Below are 22,111 nucleotides of genomic sequence, written 5' to 3' on the forward strand. Positions count from 1 at the left end.
TATATTTCCTTCGATGTAGGGGCCCGCCTCCAAGGGTGTCCGAGCCCGATGAAGGCTGCCGTATAGGAGGGATTCGCGTGTTTGGAAAGCGTTTTGTGGCAGTTTGGAACGGGAAGGCGTGAACAATAACGTCAGGTCTTGTTCTCACAACCTGTTGGCAGCGTCCACAGGCGCCTTGGCTGCACCACCGGCCTCATGCAGGCGGGCATGCCGTAACAATATTGGTGTCCTACCGTGATGCTTTTTGAAGGCCCTTGTGAAGCCTTCGGAGGACGCGAAACCATAGCGCCTTGCGACCACGTCTACCCTGTCGCCCTTCGTAATGTCCTGCAGCGCCAGCGTCAGCCTCCAACGACGCAGATAGGCGGCCGGAGGTTCGCCGACGGCGGCAAGAAACCTCTCGGCGAAGCGGCTGCGCGACATACCTGCGATATGCGCGAGGTCTTCGTTGCGCCATGCCTTTCCCGGACGGTCATGCATTGCAACAATCGCCTGGCTCAGCCGTGGATCAGAGAGACCGGCCAGAAGACCCGGCTGCGTTGCGCCTTCCTCGATCAACGCGCGCATCATCCGCACGATCAAGACTTCGCCAAGACGGCTCAGCACCGAATCCGCACCGCATCTTTGTGCGGTGATTTCGGATTGCATCATCCGGACGAGGCCGGTGTTGTCGGCATCGCCGGACAGGTCGATTTCGACGATTTCGGGGAGGGCTGTCAGCAGCGGGTTGTCAGCACCGCTCCAATCAACATGCGCGCGGAAAAGAACCTGTTCGTCGGCGTCTTCGAAACCTGTACCGCGCGTGCGAAAAAGCGCCCGGTCAGGCGTTCCGATCACTGCGGTATAGACCACAAGGTTAGCGTCGTGCTGCATTGCCGGTGCAACGGTCAACTTGAACCTGTCGATCAGGGTGGTCAGCCGGTCATATCGTTCCATTTGGGACTTTTAGTCTGTTTTTTGGGATTTAGTCGATCCTATGTCTGATAGGGTTGGCATGCAACCTTCCAGTCAGAAAGACCTGTCATGCTAATGCCCCGCCAGAAAACCCCTGACCTGCAACTTCCCACGCTGGATCACGGCGCGTTTGATCTATCGAACGATGCATCCGAACGCGGCACAGTCATCTGCTTTTACCGCGGCCTGCATTGTCCGATTTGTGCCACCTACCTGACCGAGTTTCAGAAACGGGTCTCCGACTTTGCCGAACGCGGGGTCAAGACCATTGCCGTCAGTTCGGATGGCGAGGATCGCGCCCGCGAGATGGCCACGAAGATCGGAGCCGACACGCTTCGCTTTGCATATGATCTATCGCTGGCAAAGGCGCGTGAATGGGGCCTCTACATTTCGACGTCACGGGGCAAGACGTCGATCGGGATCGAGGAGCCGGCGCTTTTCTCTGAACCCGGCCTCTTTATGGTGACGCCTGAACAGTCACTCTACTACGGCTCCGTCCAGACCATGCCCTTCGTCCGGCCCCATTTCTCGGAACTTGTGGGGGCGCTGGATTTTGCGATCAAGAACAGCTACCCGGCGCGTGGAGAATATACTGGTACCGTCTAAACCGGGCCGCGCCCGATCTGCAGTGGCGCGCTGAGAGATTCAAGACAGCCTCAAATCAAAACCGCCTGACCCGGTTCTTGGATCAGGCGGTGCATTCATGTGTTCAGGTGCGGCCCTATTCTAACCGCGATCTGAGGCTCAGGACTTTGGTTTCGCCTCCAGCGAGGCGATACGGCGTTTGAGCATTTTCTTTTCTTCGTGCAGCACCGCGACTGCCTTTTGTTCGTTGTCGCGTTCGTGCCGACACTGTTCGAGGTTGCTGCGCCAGAAATCGATCTCGGTTTTCATGGTCTCCAGCGCCTGATCGGATGAGCGGTCAAAGCGCCAGATTGCCCAGCCGAGCCCCATGCCAAGAGCGAATGTGACAAGCATGAATGCAAAGATTTGAAGCAATAGTGGTGACATCGAATTCTTCCTACTCGTCTGTGGTTTCGGTTGCGTCTTCTGCGTCAGCGGCGCTTTCATCCACCGCCTCAGCACCCTCTTCGGGCGCATCATCTGTTGCGGTGTCTTCTTCCGCCGTGTCAGCGCCCTCTTCCACAGCGTTTTCAGCGTCCTCTGCAGCGGCGGTCTGTACCTGCCACTCAAACGTGATCCGGCGGTTCGCGGCGCGCCCCTCGAATGTGCCGTTGTCGGCAATCGGCTGGGTCTCGCCATAGCCAACAGCAACCATGTAGTCTGGTGACACACCGCCATCGACCATGAAGTCCAACACGGCCTGTGCGCGTGCTTCACTGATTGCCTGGTTGCTTTCCTCGGCGCCCTGGCTGTCGGTGTGGCCGCCAATCTCGATGATCAGGTCCGCATTGGCGCAGCCGATGGCGATGTCGCGCAGCTCGGCGAGTGTCTCGGCAGAATCGCTATTGATCGAAGTGGTGCCCGTATCAAAGGTGATCTGTGACGCTTCGAGGATCGTGGCCGCCCGCGCATCGCAGACCTGTGCCAGTTCCTCTGCCGGCATATCCGGGTTACCCAAACCAAGGCGCAGATTCTGGATGATGCGGGTCTGTTCGTCGACCTGTTCGTTCAGGGCTGCGATCTCGGCGTCTAGTGCCGCGACATCAGGCGTTTCGACAGCCGCAGCTGCCTCGGCAGCTTCTGTTGCTGCCGCTGCCGCTTCATTTGCTGCAGCAAGGCTCGCTTCCAGCGACGCGATCGTTTCGTCCCGCTCTGCTACGCTTGCAGTAAGCGCGGCGAGTTCATCAGCAGTGCCTGATTGCGCTTCTGCTGCTTCGACTGCTTCTGCATTTGCGGCTTCAAGCGCTGCAATTGCCTCATCGCGCGTCGTGATCGTGGCGGTCAGTTCAACAATTTCAGCGGCTGTCGCCTCACCCGCTTCCTGAGCCGTCGCAAGGTCCGTTTCCAGCGTGGCGATCTGCGCCTCGCGTTCGGCCAGCGTGTTGGTCAGCGTCTCCAACGCGGCGGTTGTTTCTTCACTTGGCGCGTCCGCGGCGGCGAGCGCTGCGTCACGCTCTTCGGTCAGCGCCGCGAGGGCTGCATTGAGGTCGGTGATCTCCGTATCCCGGGCTGCAACCTCTTCCTGCAAGGATGTCGTGTCAGCCTGCAATGCGGCGATATCGTCTTGCAAGGCGGCAACCTGACCATCAACATCTTCGGCCACATTTGCCGTCGCACTTGTTTCCAGGGCGGCAACCTCTGCTGCAGTCGCTGCAGCCTCTTCTTCCAAGGTGGTGATCTGAGCGGCGAGGGTCTCGATCTCTGCGGTATTGGCCTCAAAAGTTGCCATCAGTGCGGCAATCGTGCCTTGGGCGGCGGCCAAACGACCATCGCGCGCGGCCAGTTCCGCCTCAAGCCCGGTGACCTGTGTTGCAAGGTCACCCTCTGTATCTGTCTGCGTCGCAATTGCTGTGCTGGCATCAGACAGCTGTGCAGTGACGGTTTCCAACTCTGCGGACATCGTCTCGAATTCTGCTGACACCGTGCCCAGCTCGGTCGAAACCGTGGTGAACTCCGCCGACAACGTTTCAAGTTCCGCAGACAATGCGTCGCGCTCTCCGGTGACGCTCTGCACGGTACTGGTCAGCATCGTCACCTGCTCTTCCAGCGCGGCGGATGCATCGCTGAGCGTCGCGATTTCGGCAGCGCTGCGTTCATTGGCATCGGTCAGTTCGGCCCGCAGGGCCGCCTGTGCCTCTTCAATTTCGGCGGTGGCCAGACCCGCCGCACTTTGCGGTGTCAGCCATGAGGCCAAAAAGAATGTCAGCGCTGTCAAACATGCAACCGCGACGATGAGCACAGATCTCATAAGAGTTTCCCTTCACCACAATAAGAACTGAAGTCAGATGATGACCACCCGGCAGGGATAGGCACAGATTTGGTCGAATTTTAGGCGCTTGATACAATAATTTCAGGAAAGGTAAAGAAATGACCCGGCACTTTCGGGCGCTGCCTGCAGGCTTCAAAGGCCTTCGTGACAAAAGCATGCCCAGAAAGTGGCGATGGGCGCAATTGGTGCTCGGTGCGTCTCTTGCATCGCCGCACTTTCTCGTCCAGCACGAAACGCATGTCAGTCTTAAGAGCCCTTTCCATATCACGCCGCCCGGCCGCCGCTTTTGTGGTGATTGGCCTTTTCTGGGGATGCTTTGCCGCCCATGTGCCCGTGATCAAGGCGCAGCTTGGCGCCTCCGACGCCATGTTTGGAACATTGCTGCTCGGTTCGGCCACCGGGCTGGTTTCGGCGATGTGGCTTGCCCCTTTGGCTGATCGGTTCCTGGGCGCGCGCGCGATGCAGTTTGGGGTTGTGGCATTGTGTTGTGCATGGCTGTTGCCGCCTGTGATGAGCGTGCCGCTTCTTTTTGCCGTTACGATGGCGTTTGTCGGCCTCTCGTCTGGCCTGCTGGACGTTGTGATGAATGCGCGCGTGAGCGAGTTGGAAGCGGCCCACGGGCGCCCCTTGATGAACGCAAATCACGGGATGTTTTCGGTGGCCTACGCTGTCAGCGCGCTGATCTCGGGCTTCACGCGCGAGGCTGGGTTGCTACCCATCTTTGTCTTTGCAGGTCTTGCCGCAATCTGTTTCGCCATTGTGCCGTTCATCCGCATGGCGCCCGCGCAAACCGCGCAAGCATCTGACGACAGCGGTCACTATCCGCTCTGGCCGATCACCATATGCGGTGCAATTGTGCTCGTCGCCTTCATGTCAGAAGCAACGGTCGAGGCGTGGTCGGCCTTGCATGTTGAGCGCACATTGGGCGGCGGCGCGGCAGAAGGAGCTCTGGGCCCGGCAATGCTGGGGCTCACGATGGCAATCGGTCGGTTTTCAGGGCAGATCGTCGCGGCGCGACTGCCTGAGGTGACCATTATCCTGATCGCTGGTGTCGTCTCGGCAGCAGGCGCCATGATCGCGGCCATCGCTCCAATGCCCGCTTTCGCCTATCTGGGCTTCGGCATCCTGGGCCTTGGCGTCTCTGTCATCGGGCCGATGGGCCTCGCCCTTGTGGGCAAGTTGGTGGTCCCACATCTGCGGACGGAGGCGATCAGTCGGACCGCTGTGATCGGCTTTTCGGGGTTCTTTTTTGCGCCCATGCTGATGGGTCTGATGTCAGAAGCCTTTGGTCTGCGGGTCGCTTTCGGTGGGGTCGCCGTGCTGTTGCTTTGCGCTGTGCCGCTCGCCCTTCTTGCTGCAAAACTGCCTTTTCAGGCTCCGCCGCAGCATCGGCGCGCCTAAAGCTGCACCTATGGCATCCAACGCCCCTCAAATCCTTCGGGGACCAAAAGCACGTCACGATCAAGCGTTTTAACATCCCTTCGTCCGCAAAGTGCCATGGTCGTATCAAGCTCTTTGTGAATCACTTCAAGCGCAGTGGTCACTCCTTTTTCACCCATCGCTCCCAGGCCATTCACGAAGGCGCGCCCGATGTAAGTGCCCTTCGCCCCCATTGCGAGCGCCTTGAGCACGTCCTGCCCGGACCTGATCCCACTATCGAGATGCACCTCGATCCGGTCGCCGACCGCTTCGATAATACTCGGCAAAACCTTGATCGACGACAGCGCCCCATCCAGTTGCCGCCCACCATGATTTGAGACGATGATGGCATCCGCCCCAAGATCAGCGGCTTTTCGGGCATCCTCGGCATCAAGGATGCCTTTCAGGATCACCTTGCCGTCCCACATCTTCATCAGTTCCGCCACTCGCACCCAATCCAGCGCGTGATCGAACGCCTCGGCCGTCCATGACGCAAGCGACGATGCGTTCGAGACACCTTGCGCATGGCCCACGATATTGCCGAAAAAGCGCCGCTTGGTTTGCAGCATCTCGATGCCCCAGGGCCACTTCGTGGCGAGGTCCACCATGCTCGCGAGCGTGAATTTCGGCGGGGCTGATAGACCGTTTTTCAGATCTTTATGGCGTTGCCCCATGATCTGCAGATCAAGCGTAATCACCAGTGCTGAACAGCCCGCGTCTTGGGCGCGGCCAATCAGCCGCTTCATGAACTCGTCGTCCTTCAGCGTGTAGACCTGAAACCAGAATGGCTTCTCGGTATGGGCCGCCACATCCTCGATCGAGCAAATCGACATGGTGGAGAGGGTGAATGGTACGCCAAATTTTTCGGCAGCGCGGGCGGCTTTGATCTCACCATCCGCCGCTTGCATGCCGGTGAGCCCCACCGGGGCCAGTGCGACTGGCATCGACACATCTTCACCCACCATCTGGCTGGCTGTGGTGCGGTTGGTCATGTCGACGGCAACGCGCTGCCGCAGCCGAATCTCATCAAAATCCGAGGTGTTTTCGCGGAATGTCTGCTCCGTCCAGCTGCCGCTTTCGGCGTAATCGTAGAACATCTTGGGCGTGCGGCGTTTGTGCAGCCGCTTCAGATCATCAATCGTGGTGATGATGGGCATGGCGAAAATCCTCAAATTGGTAATGAATAGTTACCGATTTGGGGTGTTTGGGGCAATGGGCTTAGCGCAGAAATGCGTCTCAGGCGCGATGGGCCCCGTCGGCGAGGGATTTCACAAAAGCCAGCACATCCGCCACAGGCTCACCTGCGCCGATCTTTTCGACGATAGCCGAGCCGACGACGGCACCATCGGCCACCTTGGCAATCGCCTCAGCCGCGTCGGGCGTTTTGACGCCAAAGCCCACGATCACCGGCAGGTCGGTGCTGGCCTTGATCCGTGCAACTTCGGGGCCGACATCGGCGGCCTGTGCTGCCGCTGTCCCCGTGATCCCGGTCATTGAGACGTAATAGACAAAGCCGGACGTGTTCTTCAGCACCGCAGGCAGACGCTTGTCATCGGTCGTGGGCGTGGCGAGGCGGATAAAGTTGATCCCAGCCTTCTGCGCAGGAATACACAATTCGTCATCTTCTTCGGGCGGCAGATCAACGATGATCAGCCCGTCGATGCCCGCTGCCTTTGCGTCTGCCAGAAACTGGTCAACACCGCGCGAATAGATCGGGTTGTAATAGCCCATCATCACGATGGGCGTCTCCTGATCCACTTTGCGCAGGTGGCGCGCATAATCGAGCGTCTTTTCCAGTGTTTGCCCGCCTTCAAGCGCCCGCTGACCGGCCAACTGGATTGTCGGCCCATCCGCCATCGGATCGGTGAAGGGCATGCCTAGTTCGATAATATCCACACCCGCCCCCGGCAGGCCCTGAACAACCTCCAACCCTGTCTCAAAGTCAGGATCGCCCGCCATCACATAGGCCACAAAAGCCTTGCGCCCTTCCGCCTTCAGCGCTGCAAATTTCGCGTCGATCCTGCTCATCACATGTCCCCGGTTCAAAACTCTTCGCTCTGTGCGCGAAGTGTGCGGGAAAATCAATGGGGCAAACGCCAGCGCCCCGCTTGCATGCGCGCGGGCGGCCCCCTAGAAGCAGCCCGACAAATCAGGAGTGTCGCCATGGGTTTCAAAATGGGTATCGTCGGGCTACCGAATGTGGGCAAATCGACCCTGTTCAATGCGCTGACCAAGACGGCCGCCGCGCAGGCCGCGAATTTCCCTTTTTGCACGATTGAGCCCAATGTAGGTGACGTCGCAGTGCCCGATGCGCGGCTCGACAAGCTCGCGGCGATTGCGAGTTCAAAGCAGATTATCCCGACGCGGATGACCTTTGTCGATATTGCGGGCCTCGTCAAAGGGGCGTCAAAAGGGGAGGGGTTGGGCAATCAGTTCCTCGCAAATATCCGTGAATGCGACGCCATCGCCCATGTGCTGCGCTGCTTTGAGGATGACGACATCACCCATGTCGATGGCCGCGTCGACCCGGTCGAAGACGCCGATGTGATCGAGACGGAGCTGATGTTGGCAGATCTGGAAAGCATCGAAAAGCGCCTGCAGAACATCGTCCGCAAGGTGCGTGGAGGCGACAAGGATGCGATCCAGCAGGAGCGCCTGATGAACATGGCCAAGGAGGCCCTGGAGAATGGCAAGCCCGCCCGGACGGTCGATGTGGATGCCGAGGATGCGAAGGCCTGGCGCATGCTGCAGCTTTTGACGACCAAGCCTGTGCTTTATGTCTGCAATGTTGAGGAAGACAGTGCGGGCACCGGTAATAGCCAATCCGGGCGAGTCGCCGAAATGGCGGCGGCGCAAGGCAACAGCCATGTGGTGATCTCGGCTCGGATCGAGGAAGAGATCAGCCAGCTTGATCCTGACGAGGCCGAGATGTTTCTGGGCGAAATGGGCCTGGAAGAGCCGGGGCTCGACCGGTTGATCCGTGCGGGCTACGACCTCTTACATCTGCAAACCTACTTTACCGTCGGCCCGAAAGAAGCGCGCGCCTGGACGATCAAGGAAGGCACCTCCGCCCCTCAAGCCGCCGGTGTGATCCACGGCGACTTCGAGCGCGGGTTTATCCGGGCGGAGACCATCGGCTACGACGATTTTGTCACGTTAGGCGGCGAACAGGCGGCGAAAGAAGCGGGCAAGATGCGCGCCGAGGGTAAAGGCTATATCGTCAAAGATGGCGATGTGATGCACTTTCTTTTTAACACGTAGGGTGAGTGCAGACGCGGCCTAAGCTGGTTCCGGCAGCATTTCTTCCCAATGCTCGCCCATCGCGACGATGCAGGATGTGCCGTTCGCGTAGTTCTGTACAATCGTCCAATCACCGTTGCGTGGGACGATCCAGATTTCGATCAGGGCTTCGGGGCCGCGGATGCCACGGGCCTGTTGGGTGGCACCGACCACATGTTCCAACTGGTGTTGTAGCCGCGAGGTATCATCGCAGATGACCTCGGTCAGACGCGCCTGCGCGGCTGTTGCAAGCGCAAGGCAAACCCCGGATATCAGGGCGATTCTTGTTATCATGACTGCACGCCTTTTCCTCATTCAGAAAACTGTAACAGATTTATGACAACACGCCTATGCCAAAGACGTGAATACTCTGTTCCCCTTGCGGCATCTTTTCGGACCTGCGGCATTTATGGCCAAAGTGCAGCACTTGAGCCCGAATAAGGGGCTTGGGGCCGATGAAGATATTCCGAGGCGTGCTATCCAGCTAAGACAGAGCGTGGGGGTGCCATATCGAAGGATATTTCATGCGATATCTGCACAAAACCGCGCTTTGCGCCGCGGCCCTTGTCCTCGCGGCTTGCGATGTTTCGGGCCTCAGCACGCAAGCCTATCCCGGGCGCATGCAATATCAGTTCCTGAGCGCGGATCGCGAGATGGTCCACACTTATGCCTGCGTGCCCAGCGAGACCGAGCAGCGCACGAAAAACCGTGCGGCGCAGGCCCATCGCTATGTTGATGAGGCCATCAGGTCCGCGAAAACGCGTTTTGCGCCACAGGCCGGGTTTGGCGGCGGATTAGGCGCACGGGCCGAGTTGAACGCCGAAATCTCGCGGATTTCACAGCAGGCCGAAGCTGAATATCGCTGCATCATGCTGAACCGCAAAAACGCCTAATCCTGATCCTTGCGCAGCCGCTTGGCGATCTTCGCGGCGCGCGCATGCGGCAGGGTCGGGGCCGCCTCACGCATCTTTTGCACCTGCGCCTCCGCCCCCGCGATCAGTCCAGGGATATGCGCGGCCTCTGGCATGTTTTTCCAGTATTTCTTGGGCATCTCGGACGTCATCGCCTGCACCTTCAGTCTGGCGGGATTGAAGATGTTGCAGAAATAGGTGCCCCACAGCGCCTCGGCCCCATCTTCGGGCAAATCCGGTTTGGGCTGGCCGGGATGGAATGACAGATGCCCGTCAACAAATTGCGCGGTGACGTCAGGCGTGGCGATCATCCAATCCATATCGGCAAAGCGTCGGGCGAAGAACGGCGCTGTTGGCTCGACCGTGTGATGCGTGGGCTCAAACCACGCGGCAAAGCTGCGCCGTTCGCCGCCCTGACGCAGATCGCGAAACCGCACGAACGCCTTCATCTTGTGCTGGCAGCGATGCACCGCCTTTTCCATCTGGCGCAGCTTGGCCAGGCCTGGATCAGCGCGGTCCTGCATCAACCCCGGCTCATGCCGCAGCCGCCAAAGGAGCGCATAGGCGCGGCCAAAACGCTGGGGGGCCTTGTGCCAGATCACCGTATTGGCCATTGCGACAAAGCTTTGCGGTGCCTTGATCCGGCGCGTCACTGGCGGCAGCGGCGTTGCCGTCGCGAAAAGCGCGCCCATCTCGCCACCATAATCCCACAGGATATCGTCGGGCGAGATGCCCGCGCCGATCAGCCTTTTGGCAGCATCGCGCCAGGCGATATCGGTGCCGATGCGGGGCAGGGGGACGGTATACATGGTCAAAACAGGCTCAGTTGTTTGGGCGGCGGGGCGAATTGTGCGCGTAAATGGGCGCTGTCGGTCAGGGCGCCGGGGCTCCAATCCCGTGCTGTGATAAAGGCGCGGGCCTTCTTGAGTGACGCGCCGAGGCGCAGAAGGTCCGTATAGCGCAAGCTGCGGTGCCGCCGCGTGCTGAGGATCCGCCCGACGCTGCGCGTGCCAAATCCGGGGACGCGCAACAGCATCTCTTTGCTGGCTTTATTCACATCCACCGGAAAGAGCGCGCGGTTCTGCAAGGCCCAGGCGAGTTTCGGGTCCATTTCCAGATCAAGGTTCCCATCCGGGCGCGCCGCGGTAATCTCATCCACGCCAAACCCGTAGAACCGCAGCAGCCAATCCGCCTGATAGAGCCTGTGTTCACGTACCAGCGGCGGCTTGATCAGCGGTAATTTGATCGTTGCATCCGGGATCGGCGAAAAGGCTGAATAATAGACCCGCCGCAGTTTATAATCGCCGTAAAGCCGTGTCGAGTGCTGCAGGATCGTGGCATCCGTCGCCCCATCGGCCCCAACGATCATCTGCGTCGATTGCCCGGCCGGGGCGAAGCGTTTGGGACGCTTGCCCCGGTAACTCCGTTCAGTCGTGGCCGCCTGATGTGATGTCACATCCCCCATCGCCTTGCGGATGGTCGCGGGATTCTTTTCGGGCGCATAGGCCCGCACGCTTTGATCGGTGGGCAGTTCGACATTGATCGACAGCCGGTCTGCGTAAAGCCCAGCCTCAGCGATCAGTTCCGGTGCCGCGTCGGGGATCGTTTTGAGGTGGATATAACCGCGAAAATGCTCTTCCTCGCGCAGCCGCTTGGCGATGCGCAGCATGTCCGCCATGGTCGCATCGGGCGAGCGGATGATGCCGGAGGACAGAAACAACCCTTCGATATAATTGCGCCGGTAGAATTCGATTGTCAGCGTGATGACCTCATCAACGCTGAACCGCGCGCGCGGTACATTCGACGACACCCGGTTGACGCAATAGGCGCAATCATAGATGCAAAAATTGGTCATCAAGATCTTCAAAAGGCTGATGCAACGCCCGTCCGGCGTATAGGCGTGACAAATGCCCGACCCTTCGGTGGAGCCTAGCCCTTTCCCATCGCGACTGTCACGCCGCGCCGTCCCGCTCGACGCGCAAGAAGCGTCATAGCGGGCCGCATCGCTGAGGATGGCGAGCTTTTGGGATAAATCGAGACGGGCCATATGTTCATGTTATGTTCTCTTGCGGTCACCCGCAAGCATGAAGGCCCTTCACTTGTGCACATCCTCAGCGGCATGTTGCCACCGCCCGCTGCTTGTCATGCTTCCCTCCGCGGCGTAAGGACAGGTGTTAAATAGGTAAGGGCAGGCAAATGGGTCTCAGGGCAACATTGCGTAAACAATGTCGGCGGTTTGGCTGGCGTATCCCTAACTGGGCGCTTGACGAATACACTGCCCCGATGCGCCGGATGGCGCGGCTTTTGTCAAAAAACGACGTCATCATCGATCTGGGTGCTCATATCGGCAACGCCTCCATCGAATTCTCGCACTACGCGAGAGAGGTTTATGCCTTTGAGCCCAACAATACCGTTTTTGCTGAACTGACGGCCCGCACTAAGCCTTACCGCAATATCCGCCTTTTCAACAATGCCGTGTCAGACAAAGCTGATCAGATGGACCTTTACTTTGAAGAAGGAAAGCCGGATCGCTTTTATGAAGGCTCAACCATCATCAGCGGCAAGTCTAATGTCACTTATGCGAACCATCATGTTGTGGAGGTGATGGGAATTGTCGATGTGCTCGACATGATCAAGGGCGACAGCATTGTCATCAAGATGGACATCGAAGGCGCAGAATATCTGGTGCTCGATGCGATCCTGACCTCATCACATTTGGATCGGATTAAGAAGATCTATGTGGAATGCCACGCGGACCGGATTGAAGGCTTGGCAGAGGCCAAGGAAAAAACTCTAGCCGCGGCGGCAGCCGCAGGTTTCAGCGAAAAACTGGACTTCACCTGGCCATGATCAAGTTATGCATTGCAACCGGGCATTTCTACCAACCCCAGGAAACACAGATTAACTTTCATATTCAGAACCTCTTTGGAGGCGCGTCGGCCATCTTGTGCGAAAATCCATTTCACGATGACCCGTTCGGCAAGCCTTACATGGCCTGGATGCCGCCAAAACCGACCAACCCGACCTTGTCCGAGAAACTGACACAGTTGCGTCAGAAGGTGCACAATCTGCGCACTTATCGCACCGCCCGCGTTCCGCATGGCGCGGGCCGCAACAAAGTCGAAGCATTCTTGCGCAACAACCAGATCGATGTGGTTCTGGGCGAGTTTGGAAACACATCAATGCGGGTGGCACCTGTGGTGCATGCGATGGGGATCCCGATGTTTTCCTATTTTCGCGGGGCCGACGCATCATCGCAGCTGCAGGTGCCCTTCCGGGCCGCCGCTTATGGCCGGATGATGGGCCAGCTTGATGGCGTCTTTGCCGTTGCACAGTTCCTGTTTGATGAGCTTGCTGCGCGGGGCGTTAAGCACCCCAACAGCCATGTGGTGCCAAGTGGTGTGAATACCGATCTGTTCCTGCCTGGTGACAAACGGCCCACCAGCTTTCTTGCCGTAGGACGGTTTGTTGAAAAAAAACGCCCCGATATCACCGTGACAGCTTTCTGCAAGGCAGCCCAGGATAACCCTACAGCGCGGCTTGAGATGATTGGGGATGGTCCGTTGCTTGAACAGTGTCAGGCGCTTGCGAAAAGCCACGGTATGTCCGACCGTGTCATCTTTCACGGCGCCAAACCTCATGCTTTCGTGCGCGAAAAACTCGCCGAAACCGAGATTTTCTTACAGCATTCGGTGGTCGCCAAGAACAAAAACACCGAAGGCCTGCCCACGGCCATTCAAGAGGCGATGTCGGCAGGTATGATGATCATCTCAACCCGCCATGCAGGCATTCCCGAGGCGGTGATCGAGGGCGAAAATGGCTTTCTGGTCGATGAACATGATGCCGACGGTTTCCTGAGCTGCATTCGCAAGGCGCTTGGAAGCCCGGATCAAACCCCGGTCATCGGCGCCCGTAACCGCGTAAAGGCGCAGGAAAGCTATGATAATCGCAAACTGATCAAAAAGGTCGAGCGCGAGATCACAGCTGTTGTCGAAAGACGTAGGGCCGTTGCAACTACGCCTTAGCGAATGTCTTTGTCATGAAGTCCTGCGTTGCGAGGTCCGGTGGGCCCGCACGCGCACTGTGGCCCTTGCGCGGGCCTTTCCACGATGTGCTGATCCCGCGACAATGATAGAATCGGAATGATCCCCTCGGGCGGAAGATGCGGCGATTGACGTTTTCAAGACTGTGTACCGACCAGCCCATCCGGCCAAAGAAACTGTCAGGGACGATACAGTACTTGTCTGCGCATGGATGGTTGGTCTCGTCGCCCAGAACATGGTCCGCATGGCGCAAAAGGCCGTCTTTTTCTGCAGCAAAGCGCCAGGATCCCCCAATGGGTCGGTACTTGGTGAATGAGCGCGCAGTGGCATCAAAGATGCTGTGCCCTTCGGGCGCTGTGACCAATTCATCAACATCGCACAGCAGAACTGCTCGCGCTTGTTCGAAGAACCGATCCCGCACAAGGTTTAGACAGGCGGTCTGCAGGAACTTCGCAAAGCCAACACCGCTCACGCTTTTTGGCGCGGGGCCATGGCGCAGTGGGACATCAAGCACATCGGCCACCACAATGCCCGGCACGTCCGATATGGCTTGGGCCAGCGTCGCGGAATCGTATTCTGTGCTGCCATTATTTGCGATCAGGACGGCGTCGGCACCATGATTGCGCTGATGAGCCAGCACCCAATCCCTAATCCAAATCAGGTCATCATTCCGCACCATCGTGTAAATCACATTCTTTCCCGCAAACCGACCTGCTGCGGCATCGTGCACCGGCAGGTCAAGCGCCCCACCCGGCGTCTCCAATTGAAAAGGCAGACCTGTTGGTTCAGCCTTAAAATCCAGGCGGTCAAAGCGGATATACTTGCTGCGTTTTGGGGCAATGTTCTTTGTGCCCAGTCGAAATGTGCAACGCTGCAGGACCGTTTCAAAGTTGAACATCTTGGGCAGATAGAGCGACAGAAGCCGCCGTTCCGGTCGCCAAACGCTGTCATAGATCAATGTGTCCGTATCGTAGCGCTCCCAGAATGCCGGATCATGGATTGTGGAGCCTGGCGGTGCTGCCCGAGTACCAAAGGTGGGTGCCGGGGCCTTGACCGTTCCCAGCCTGTGAATTTGCGAGATCATTCGGGATTGCGCTGCAGAGCCGTCTGGCGCGGCAGCAACCGGCCTTTCCACGCAAGCCATGCTGCGCGCCGAAAATAATTCGCGGCCTTTAACCGGTAATGGGGCAGGCGTTGGTACCACTTGAACTTCCCAACCAACGCAAAGTTCGCGCCTGTGATCGAACTGATATTGCCGTCGTCGACATGGCTGGAAAACGGTTCTAACCCAAACTGCCGGAAGTCATGTTTGAAGAACCGGTTGAGCTCATGATCAAAGGCGCGCGTCTGCGGCCAAAGATTTGGCAGGATCCGCTGCGCCACATCCTTTTTTAGAAGATAGGTCGCGTTGCCGGTGAACGGGCCAATATAGGCATTTAGTGTGTAGCGCCCCAAACGCCCTTGGCTCACCGGCAATTTGGCGCGGACGCAATTGAACCGCAGCGTGTCCCAATGGGCAGCGCCCGCCAAAGCGATATCGAGGCTGTCTAGAAAATCATCATGAAAAATCACGTCATCTTCGAGGATCAGCGCGACTTCACGGTCCGAGGCGACGAAGGCCTCCCAAACAGCGATATGGCTGGCATAGCATCCCATCTTTCCGGGCAGGATCGGGCTGCCCATGTTGCGTGCATAAGCCGCGGCATCGGCGCGTTTGGTCAACGCATCTACATGGTCTTTGCCGTAAATGGCCGGAAAACGCATGTAGGTCAGGCCCATCGCGTCAAGCTGGCGTTCCATGTTTGCACGTCGGTCGGCGTCCCGATCAAGGTTGATCAGCCAGATGCCCACATCGGCACGTGTCAGTGGCTTAGCCATTCAGATCGGCCCAACGCAATTGCGTGTTGCGTGTCACCGCACGGGTCAGTGTTTTACCGACGACCTTGTCGAAATCGTATCCTGCAATTTCTCCCGAACCGGGGCGTCGCGCCCAGATATCGGCCTCTGTGATCACATGACCTGCGGCCAGGTCGCGATCCGCCACGACCGAGGCGCGCGCAAAGCGATAGACGTCTTCCTCGGCGCTTGTCCGCTCTTTCGGGTTATTGAGCGCGATGTGGATTTCCCGCGACCGGTCGATCAGATGCCGCAACTCTGCCGGGTCCATCGAATTGATGATATCAGGCCCCTTGCGATAGCGGGTGTCTGTGTAGTGGCGCTCCAGAATACATGCCCCTAAGGCGACCGAGGCGAGCGCCATTTCCGGCCCAATCGAATGATCCGAGAAGCCGACCACCGCCTTGGGAAATGCCTTTTGCAGATCCGTTACCCCCTGCAGCGAGACAATTTCAGGCGGAGAGGGATAAAGGTTCGTGCATTCCAGGAGCGCATAGTCGATGCCCGCGCGATCCAGGATATCAACCGAGGCGCGGATCGTCTCAATGCTCTGCATCCCTGTCGACATGAGCACCGGTTTGCCCATGCGCGCGATATGCCGGATAAGCGGCAGGTTATCCGCTTCGCCCGATCCGATCTTGAAGGCGGGTACATCAAGGCTTTGCAAGAAATCGGTCGCGGCCCGGCTGAAGGGCGTCGAGATCCAGATCATGCCGAGGCTTTCGGTATAGCGCTTAAGCTCTGCCTCTTCTTCCGATGAAAGGGCACAGGCCGCCATCACATCCCAGATCGAAACATCGGCATTGGGAGGGAAGATCGATTTGGCCTCATCGGTCATTTCATCTTCAAGGATATGCGTCTGGTGCTTGATCATCTCGCAACCCGCGCCGGCGGCAAGGCGCACCATCTCTTTTGCGACATCCAGATCACCGCCATGATTGATGCCGATCTCGGCGATTACGAGCGGCGGATGTGCGGGTCCGATCTGACGACCAGCAATCTCCATGAGGTGGCTCCTTGCGACGCTATTCTGTCCGTTGTGTAGGGCCTTTGCGGGGGCAGGGCAATTGCGCGCCATTGCAATGCGGTCTGGCTTGGTCCAAGTGGATGGAAAAGTTACCTGATTGGCGCCTGTCATGATCCGCAAGATATTCGACCGACTTGAGCGCAAAGAACGCAAGTTCCGCCAGTCTTTTGGTCACGACATCACTAATCCGCGTGAAAGACGCCGATCTCAGCTCCATCTGAACTGGCTTGATCATGGGATTCTGCGCACCTTCTGGCACAATTTTGAAGAATTCGCGCCCGGAGCCTATCGGTCAAACCATCCAAATCACACTCGTTTCGTGAAATATGCCGATATGGGCATCAAAACCGTGCTGAATCTCCGCGGCAAGGCCCGGCAGCCGCACTACCTTTTTGAGGTTGAGAGTTGCGAGAAGCTGGGACTGACCCTGATCAACAGCCAGATGGCCGCACGCCGCGCCCCGACAATCCGGGAACTGACCCATCTGCTTGATGTCTTGGACCGGATTGAACGCCCGTTCCTGATGCATTGCAAATCGGGTGCGGACCGGACCGGACTTGCTGCGGCCTTGTTTCTGATGCTCAAGGAAGATGTCCCGCTTGAGGAGGCGCAAAAACAGCTCAGCTTTCGGTATTTGCATATCCGACGGACAAAGACTGGTATCCTTGACCACTTCCTTGACGTCTATGCCACACGAAATGCTGCAAGCCCTATTCGCGTTGATGACTGGATCAGGACAGAATACGCCCCCGACGAGTTGACCCAAAGCTTTGCCAGAAAACGTGCGGCGCTGAGGCTTTGGCAAGGTTGGCGCTAGCCAAAGATATTTCGCGATAGCTATTGCGCATCGCCACCGCGAAGGCCGTCATCAATCTGCTTGCCTAGAAGGTATTCAATCACGTCCCAGTCAAAGGGGCTGTCGACATCCAGGCTGCGTTCGTTGGGTACGATCAGCGGGATCACATGGCCTTCGAACAGCCGCGACGCGCGGCGCAGATATGCAGGTTTGACCACATAGACAAGGCCCACGTGGTCATAGACCATCGGGGCCTGCTGGCGTGCGACGACGCTTTGCGGCAGGGGTTTTGAGACCTGCAGGCCCCCATCCCCATCCATCTCAAGCATGTTGAAATACGGGTTCTTGCGACTTTCGCAGCACGACATCACCATATCCGGCTGTTGGGCGGCAAAAAGATCAAGGCCCGCCTCGATATCCTGGGGCAGTCGCAGTGGCGATGTGCAGTCGAGATCAAGGAATGCATCCGCAAGGCCGGTCTGCTTTTCCACTTCACCCAAGGCGTGTTGCCATACATCCCATTTTGCCGCCGTGTCTGTAGCCAAGGCCGCCGGGCGCAATCCGATATCCAGGCAGCCGCGCCGGATCGCATGGGCATACATTTCTTCGGAATCGGTCGAAACGACAACATGATCGACGCGGTCACAGGCGAAGAGCTGATCAAGCGACCAGTCGATCAGGTGTTTGCCATGCAGTATCCGAAAGTTCTTGTTCGGCACACCTTTGCTGCCCGCCCGTGCACCGATATGTCCGATGATCATTCCAGCCTCCTGATTTTGGTGACAGATGTGGCGGAGGTGGTGGCAGCGGTCAATGCAGTGTCTTGCATCGAATTGCGCCAAATTGCCATGAAATGGTCTTAAAGCTTCCGCTGCGTCGTGTCCGACCCCGACGCGGAAAGCTGTTTTGGCGCAGTTTACCAAGAACCACCAATACGGAAACAAATTGGACCCTTTACCCCAATTGGATCATCTTTTCGCCAAATTGGACACATAGCCATCTCGCCATCGATTGGCACTCGAAGGGAAGCGAGGGCCAACACTTTTATAGGGTTACGATTTATGAAGACACTTCGACAACGAATGACTCTGGCTGCATGCCTTGCCACCACCCCATTGGCGGCCCTTGCAGATCAGGTCACGATCTCAAGCAAAGACGGAGCAGTCTCGATCAGAGGTGAACTTGTTTCATTTGATGACGAGATCTTCGTGCTGGACACCGATATCGGCCAGTTGCGTCTGTCGCGCTCTGCGACCGATTGCACCGGCGCGGCCTGTCCCGTTCTGACCACCAATCTCGACATGGCTGTTGCCGTGAATGAGCCGAAGACGGCCAGTCTCTTGCAGGCGATGGTCAATGGGTTTGCTGCCTCGCGGGATCTGACTGGCCTCTCGGTGCCGGGCAGCAACGGGGTTGTGGAACGCATTGATCTGCAAAACTTTCAGACCAACAGCACCGCTGGCTCTGTCGATGTGAACCTTGAGCCGACGAATGCCGCTTTCTCACAATTGGTGGGCCAGCAGGTTGACCTGACCATCACCAAGGTTGCCGTTCCCGCAGCGATTGCGGAAAACGTGGTTGCCTCTGGCGGCACCGATCTGCGTGATCTCAGCCGCGAGCGTGTTATCGCACTTGATGCGATTGTGCCGATTGTGCACCCGAATAACCCGATCCGCTCCGTCTCGCTTGAAGAGCTTGCGCTGATCGCCTCGGGCCGGATCCGCAACTGGTCCGAACTTGGTGGTGACGATCTGCCTATTCAGATGCTGCTGCCTGCTGAAGGATCCTCACTCGATCAGGCCTTTACTGAACTGGTGCTTGATCCCAACCGGGTGCGTCTGCGCCGCTCGGCCGAGCGTGCGGAAAGCGAAAGCGCTGCTGCCGCCGCCGTGGCCGCCGATGAAGGTGCGATCACCGTGACCAGCCTGTCCGAGGCAACCGTCGGCGAGGTGCTCCCCATTCGTCAGACTTGCGGTCCTTTGGCTTACGCAACCGATTTCGCCATCAAGGCAGAGGAATACCCGCTCAGCCGCCGTGTCTTTGCCTATACCGGCGATGCAGTGCAATCCTCGACCGGCAATGACTTTGTCGAATTCCTTACCTCGCCTGAGGCACAACCACTGATTGCCAATGCCGGCTATGTCGACCAAGTCGTGATCAGCGAGCCGATCAGCCTGCAAGGGACACGCATGACTTCGGCGATCCTGTCGGCAAGCACCGCTGCGACGCTCGGCCTCGTGCAGAACTTTTCGCGCGATCTGGCTACGGCTGACCGTCTGTCAACGACCTTCCGTTTCACATCCGGTTCGGCGCGCCTTGACAACAAATCGCTCGAAGACGTTCAGCGTATGGTGGACTTTCTGAACAGCGCCGAGGCGCGCAATCGCGACATCCTGATCATCGGCTTTACGGATGATGTTGGGCGTTTCGACCTCAACGAACGTTTGGCTTTGCTGCGTGCAACTTCAGTCCGCGATGCCCTTGCTGCCGCTATCGGCGGTGACGTGCTCGTCGGTCGGATGTCAGTGTCTTCCTATGGACCGCTTGCACCTGTGGGTTGTAACGAAACAGCAGATGGACGTGAGAGTAACCGCCGCGTTGAAATCTGGCTGCGTTAAGCGGCCGTTAAGCCAGCGTCACGAAATTGAACAAAGCCCCGCGCGATGGATGCGCCACCCCGGGGCAGCAAGTGAAGGAACACTTGATATGAAACGCAGAACGTTACTTGGCACCGGTTTGGGTGCCATGGTGGTGGCAGGGGCCCCGGCGCGCGCGCAAAGCGCTGTGGCCCTGTCGCTGATCACCGACCGCCCGGCATTGGCTCAGGCCCTCGCAGATCGCGTGGCCCGGACCTCTGGCGGCGCTGTCCAAATCACCGTCCAGTCCAGCCCGTCTTCCGATGCGGCAGGCTTTCTTGCCGCAGTCGCTGCGGGTGATGCCGACATGTATTTCTCGGCTGAAGAGGCGTTTATCGAAACGAATGCCGCCTTTGGTATCTTTTCGTCCATGCCCGGCGGGATGAGCCCCAGCGAGCTTGAATCCTGGGTACAAGTCGCCGACGGCCGCTTCATGTGGGACATTCTAGGCGAGGAATACGGCGTCAAATGCTTCATGGCAGGCGATGATGGCCCGATGCCGATCTGGTCCAAGGCTCCGATCTCGGGATTGGGTGATCTGACCTCTGGCCGTGTCGGCTCTGTCGGGTTGGGGGCGAATGTGATGCGCGCGCTTGGCGCATCCGACGTGACCGATATCCGCGCTAGCGGTGTCGATCTCGCTTCGTTTGACGCGTTCGAAGGTCTGAACGTGGCCCAAATGGCCGAGGCCGGTTTACTGGGCACGTTTCCTTACATGACCACGCCCAATGCCGGACGCCCGGCTTCCGCGCTGTCTGTCGGTTTCAACCTCGACACGTGGAACGGTCTATCACCCGAAAACCAGATGCTGATCGAACGCTGCATCATGGCAGAACATGGAAACAACCGTGCGAAAGCAATGCATGACAGCGCGCTTGCCCTGCAGGCTGCAGGCGGTGCGGTCACAGCGCAGGCCATGCCGCAGGATATCTGGGATGCGCAGATCTCGGCATCGAACACGACGATGCTCGACATCATCGAAACCGGCGATCTGGGTGCCGATATCGGCGACGCCTATCTCTTCTTCATTGGCGACGTCGCTGGCTGGAGCGAGATTGGCGAGGCCGCATTCTTCCTTGGCCGCCAGGGGGTGTTGACGCAATGACTTCTGAGATGAAAGAGACACCGATGGTGCAACCGCAATCCAAAACCCTGTCGCGTCGCCGCGCCCTTCTGGGCGGTGGTGCAGCGCTGACCGGTGCTGCAGCCTTGGCCACACCGGCCATCGCACAAGGCGCGCCGCGCACAATTCGCATGGCAACATCCTGGCCCGCCGGTCTGGGTGGCCTGGCTGACAGTGCCGCGCGCGTGGCCGAGGGTATCAACGCGGCTAGCAATGGCCGTCTGAATGTTGAGATCTACTGGGCGGGCTCGCTGGTCCCACCTTTGGCTGTGCATGACGCTGCCAGCGCGGGTGAGATCGAGATGTATCACTCGGTTGATTACTACTTCCAGGCCAAGCATCGTGGCTTCAATTTCTTCACCACCGTGCCGCTTGGCCTAACGGCCGTGGAGCAGGCGGCTTGGCTGAAATACGGTGGCGGGCAAGAGCTGTGGGATGAGTTGAACGCTGTGTACGGTGTGAAGGCCATGCCAATCGGTGGGACGGGCGTGCAGATGGGCGGCTGGTTCAACAAGGAAATCAAGAGCGTTGCCGATTTTGAGGGTCTGACAATGCGGATGCCCGGCCTTGGCGGTCAGGTGATCGCACGGATGGGCGCAAACGCGGTTGTCCTGCCCGGCGGTGGCATCGTTGAGGCGCTTTTCGAGGGCACCATCGACGCAACCGAATGGGTCGGCCCCTACAACGATCTGCAATTCGGCTTCCAGAAGCTCTTGTCAACTTACATCTATCCCGGTTTTCACGAGCCCGGCACGACAGCCTCATTGGGGATGAACCTCGATTTCTGGAACAGCCTGTCGGATGTTGATCGCGCAGTCATCCAGACGATCAGTGATGCTGAGGTCACGGCCCATACCGCCGACTATTACGGCAACAATGGTCTGGCGCTGGTGCAGTTGCTGGCGGAAAACGGGGTGCAGCCCACACGTCTGCCAGAGGATGTCTGGAACGAACTGGCCCGCGTTTCGTTCGAAGTCGCTGCGAGCGTCGCCGAAGACGATGATATGGGGCGGCGCATTTTCGAAAGCTATGATGCCTACCGCACCCTGATCGGCTCTGCCGGTCCGATCAGCCAGTCCGAATATCTTGCCAAGCGTGGGGCGCAGGACCTGTTCGCCGAAGTGTAACGGATTG

Annotated in this window: 22 protein-coding genes; 10 read left to right on the top strand and 12 right to left on the bottom strand. The window is 58.4% G+C overall.

Annotation, left to right across the window (positions count from 1 at the left end; genetic code table 11):
• Positions 1 to 144 precede the first annotated feature (144 nt).
• Positions 145 to 936, bottom strand: coding sequence for an AraC family transcriptional regulator (locus SLH49_RS08380; RefSeq protein WP_320268715.1), 792 nt, complete (start codon positions 934 to 936; stop codon positions 145 to 147).
• Positions 937 to 1,023: 87 nt separating this feature from the next.
• Here SLH49_RS08380 and SLH49_RS08385 point away from each other — a divergent pair, with 87 nt between their 5' ends.
• Positions 1,024 to 1,560 carry a peroxiredoxin-like family protein gene (locus SLH49_RS08385; protein WP_320268716.1) on the top strand — a complete coding sequence of 179 codons (537 nt, stop codon included), beginning with the start codon at positions 1,024 to 1,026 and terminating at the stop codon, positions 1,558 to 1,560.
• A 138-nt stretch (positions 1,561 to 1,698) separates the two neighbouring features.
• Here the strand turns inward: SLH49_RS08385 and SLH49_RS08390 are convergent, their stop codons facing one another.
• On the bottom strand, positions 1,699 to 1,965 hold the full coding sequence (locus SLH49_RS08390; protein ID WP_320237475.1) for a hypothetical protein: 267 nt from the start codon (positions 1,963 to 1,965) through the stop codon (positions 1,699 to 1,701).
• A 10-nt stretch (positions 1,966 to 1,975) separates the two neighbouring features.
• Positions 1,976 to 3,826 (bottom strand): OmpA family protein, encoded by a 1,851-nt coding sequence (locus tag SLH49_RS08395; protein ID WP_320268717.1) that lies wholly within the window; start codon positions 3,824 to 3,826, stop codon positions 1,976 to 1,978.
• A gap of 258 nt (positions 3,827 to 4,084) precedes the next feature.
• Here SLH49_RS08395 and SLH49_RS08400 point away from each other — a divergent pair, with 258 nt between their 5' ends.
• A complete protein-coding gene (locus SLH49_RS08400; protein ID WP_320268718.1) occupies positions 4,085 to 5,248 on the top strand; it encodes an MFS transporter in 1,164 nt (387 codons plus the stop codon).
• 8 nt (positions 5,249 to 5,256) lie between these two features.
• Here SLH49_RS08400 and SLH49_RS08405 read toward each other — a convergent pair whose 3' ends face one another.
• Both SLH49_RS08405 and trpA read right to left on the bottom strand, forming a co-directional pair.
• Positions 5,257 to 6,423, bottom strand: coding sequence for an alpha-hydroxy acid oxidase (locus SLH49_RS08405; protein ID WP_320268719.1), 1,167 nt, complete (start codon positions 6,421 to 6,423; stop codon positions 5,257 to 5,259).
• A gap of 79 nt (positions 6,424 to 6,502) precedes the next feature.
• Positions 6,503 to 7,294 carry a tryptophan synthase subunit alpha gene (trpA, locus tag SLH49_RS08410; RefSeq protein WP_320268720.1) on the bottom strand — a complete coding sequence of 264 codons (792 nt, stop codon included), beginning with the start codon at positions 7,292 to 7,294 and terminating at the stop codon, positions 6,503 to 6,505.
• Between the two features lie 135 nt (positions 7,295 to 7,429).
• On the opposite strand from trpA, the gene ychF reads away from it, so the two are divergent.
• Complete coding sequence (gene ychF, locus SLH49_RS08415; RefSeq protein WP_320268721.1) at positions 7,430 to 8,527, top strand: redox-regulated ATPase YchF; 1,098 nt, start codon at positions 7,430 to 7,432, stop codon at positions 8,525 to 8,527.
• Positions 8,528 to 8,545: 18 nt separating this feature from the next.
• Here ychF and SLH49_RS08420 read toward each other — a convergent pair whose 3' ends face one another.
• A complete protein-coding gene (locus SLH49_RS08420) occupies positions 8,546 to 8,839 on the bottom strand; it encodes a hypothetical protein (RefSeq protein WP_320268722.1) in 294 nt (97 codons plus the stop codon).
• Positions 8,840 to 9,069: 230 nt separating this feature from the next.
• Here SLH49_RS08420 and SLH49_RS08425 point away from each other — a divergent pair, with 230 nt between their 5' ends.
• A complete protein-coding gene (locus tag SLH49_RS08425) occupies positions 9,070 to 9,438 on the top strand; it encodes a hypothetical protein (RefSeq protein WP_320268723.1) in 369 nt (122 codons plus the stop codon).
• On the opposite strand, the gene SLH49_RS08430 is transcribed toward SLH49_RS08425, so the two are convergent.
• The gene (locus SLH49_RS08430; protein ID WP_320268724.1) at positions 9,435 to 10,265 is read right to left on the bottom strand and encodes a TIGR03915 family putative DNA repair protein; all 831 of its coding nucleotides are present in this window, start codon (positions 10,263 to 10,265) and stop codon (positions 9,435 to 9,437) included. The genes SLH49_RS08425 and SLH49_RS08430 overlap by 4 nt on opposite strands.
• Positions 10,266 to 10,267: 2 nt before the next feature.
• The gene (locus tag SLH49_RS08435; protein ID WP_320268725.1) at positions 10,268 to 11,503 is read right to left on the bottom strand and encodes a putative DNA modification/repair radical SAM protein; all 1,236 of its coding nucleotides are present in this window, start codon (positions 11,501 to 11,503) and stop codon (positions 10,268 to 10,270) included.
• 149 nt (positions 11,504 to 11,652) lie between these two features.
• On the opposite strand from SLH49_RS08435, the gene SLH49_RS08440 reads away from it, so the two are divergent.
• Positions 11,653 to 12,306, top strand: a complete 654-nt coding sequence (locus SLH49_RS08440) for an FkbM family methyltransferase (RefSeq protein WP_320268726.1) — start codon at positions 11,653 to 11,655, stop codon at positions 12,304 to 12,306.
• Positions 12,303 to 13,481, top strand: coding sequence for a glycosyltransferase (locus tag SLH49_RS08445; protein ID WP_320268727.1), 1,179 nt, complete (start codon positions 12,303 to 12,305; stop codon positions 13,479 to 13,481). The genes SLH49_RS08440 and SLH49_RS08445 overlap by 4 nt, the downstream gene beginning before the upstream one ends.
• Here SLH49_RS08445 and SLH49_RS08450 read toward each other — a convergent pair.
• From SLH49_RS08450 to SLH49_RS08460, 3 genes are read right to left on the bottom strand one after another with little or no spacing between them, the layout of a single operon-like run.
• On the bottom strand, positions 13,471 to 14,634 hold the full coding sequence (locus SLH49_RS08450) for a hypothetical protein (protein WP_320268728.1): 1,164 nt from the start codon (positions 14,632 to 14,634) through the stop codon (positions 13,471 to 13,473). The genes SLH49_RS08445 and SLH49_RS08450 overlap by 11 nt on opposite strands.
• Entirely contained in the window at positions 14,580 to 15,377 is a 798-nt protein-coding gene (locus SLH49_RS08455; protein ID WP_320268729.1) for a glycosyltransferase family 25 protein, read from the bottom strand. Before SLH49_RS08455 ends, SLH49_RS08450 begins: the two co-directional genes overlap by 55 nt.
• Entirely contained in the window at positions 15,370 to 16,401 is a 1,032-nt protein-coding gene (locus SLH49_RS08460; RefSeq protein ID WP_320268730.1) for an N-acetylneuraminate synthase family protein, read from the bottom strand. The genes SLH49_RS08455 and SLH49_RS08460 overlap by 8 nt, the downstream gene beginning before the upstream one ends.
• 130 nt (positions 16,402 to 16,531) lie before the next feature.
• Here SLH49_RS08460 and SLH49_RS08465 point away from each other — a divergent pair, with 130 nt between their 5' ends.
• Positions 16,532 to 17,239: a fused DSP-PTPase phosphatase/NAD kinase-like protein gene (locus tag SLH49_RS08465; RefSeq protein ID WP_320268731.1), complete on the top strand. Its 708-nt coding sequence runs from the start codon at positions 16,532 to 16,534 to the stop codon at positions 17,237 to 17,239.
• 20 nt (positions 17,240 to 17,259) lie between these two features.
• Here SLH49_RS08465 and SLH49_RS08470 read toward each other — a convergent pair whose 3' ends face one another.
• On the bottom strand, positions 17,260 to 17,979 hold the full coding sequence (locus SLH49_RS08470; protein ID WP_320268732.1) for an acylneuraminate cytidylyltransferase family protein: 720 nt from the start codon (positions 17,977 to 17,979) through the stop codon (positions 17,260 to 17,262).
• 300 nt (positions 17,980 to 18,279) lie between these two features.
• Between SLH49_RS08470 and SLH49_RS08475 the strand changes: the two genes are divergently transcribed.
• The 3 genes from SLH49_RS08475 (at position 18,280) to SLH49_RS08485 (ending at position 22,104) form a co-directional block, all read left to right on the top strand.
• Positions 18,280 to 19,836 carry a phosphate ABC transporter substrate-binding/OmpA family protein gene (locus SLH49_RS08475; RefSeq protein ID WP_320268733.1) on the top strand — a complete coding sequence of 519 codons (1,557 nt, stop codon included), beginning with the start codon at positions 18,280 to 18,282 and terminating at the stop codon, positions 19,834 to 19,836.
• 88 nt (positions 19,837 to 19,924) lie between these two features.
• A complete protein-coding gene (locus SLH49_RS08480) occupies positions 19,925 to 20,959 on the top strand; it encodes a hypothetical protein (RefSeq protein ID WP_320268734.1) in 1,035 nt (344 codons plus the stop codon).
• A gap of 8 nt (positions 20,960 to 20,967) precedes the next feature.
• Positions 20,968 to 22,104, top strand: a complete 1,137-nt coding sequence (locus SLH49_RS08485; RefSeq protein ID WP_320268735.1) for a TRAP transporter substrate-binding protein — start codon at positions 20,968 to 20,970, stop codon at positions 22,102 to 22,104.
• The last annotated feature ends 7 nt before the right edge of the window (positions 22,105 to 22,111 follow it).

Origin of the sequence: Cognatiyoonia sp. IB215446 (assembly GCF_033963825.1) — a bacterium.
Lineage (GTDB): Bacteria > Pseudomonadota > Alphaproteobacteria > Rhodobacterales > Rhodobacteraceae > Yoonia.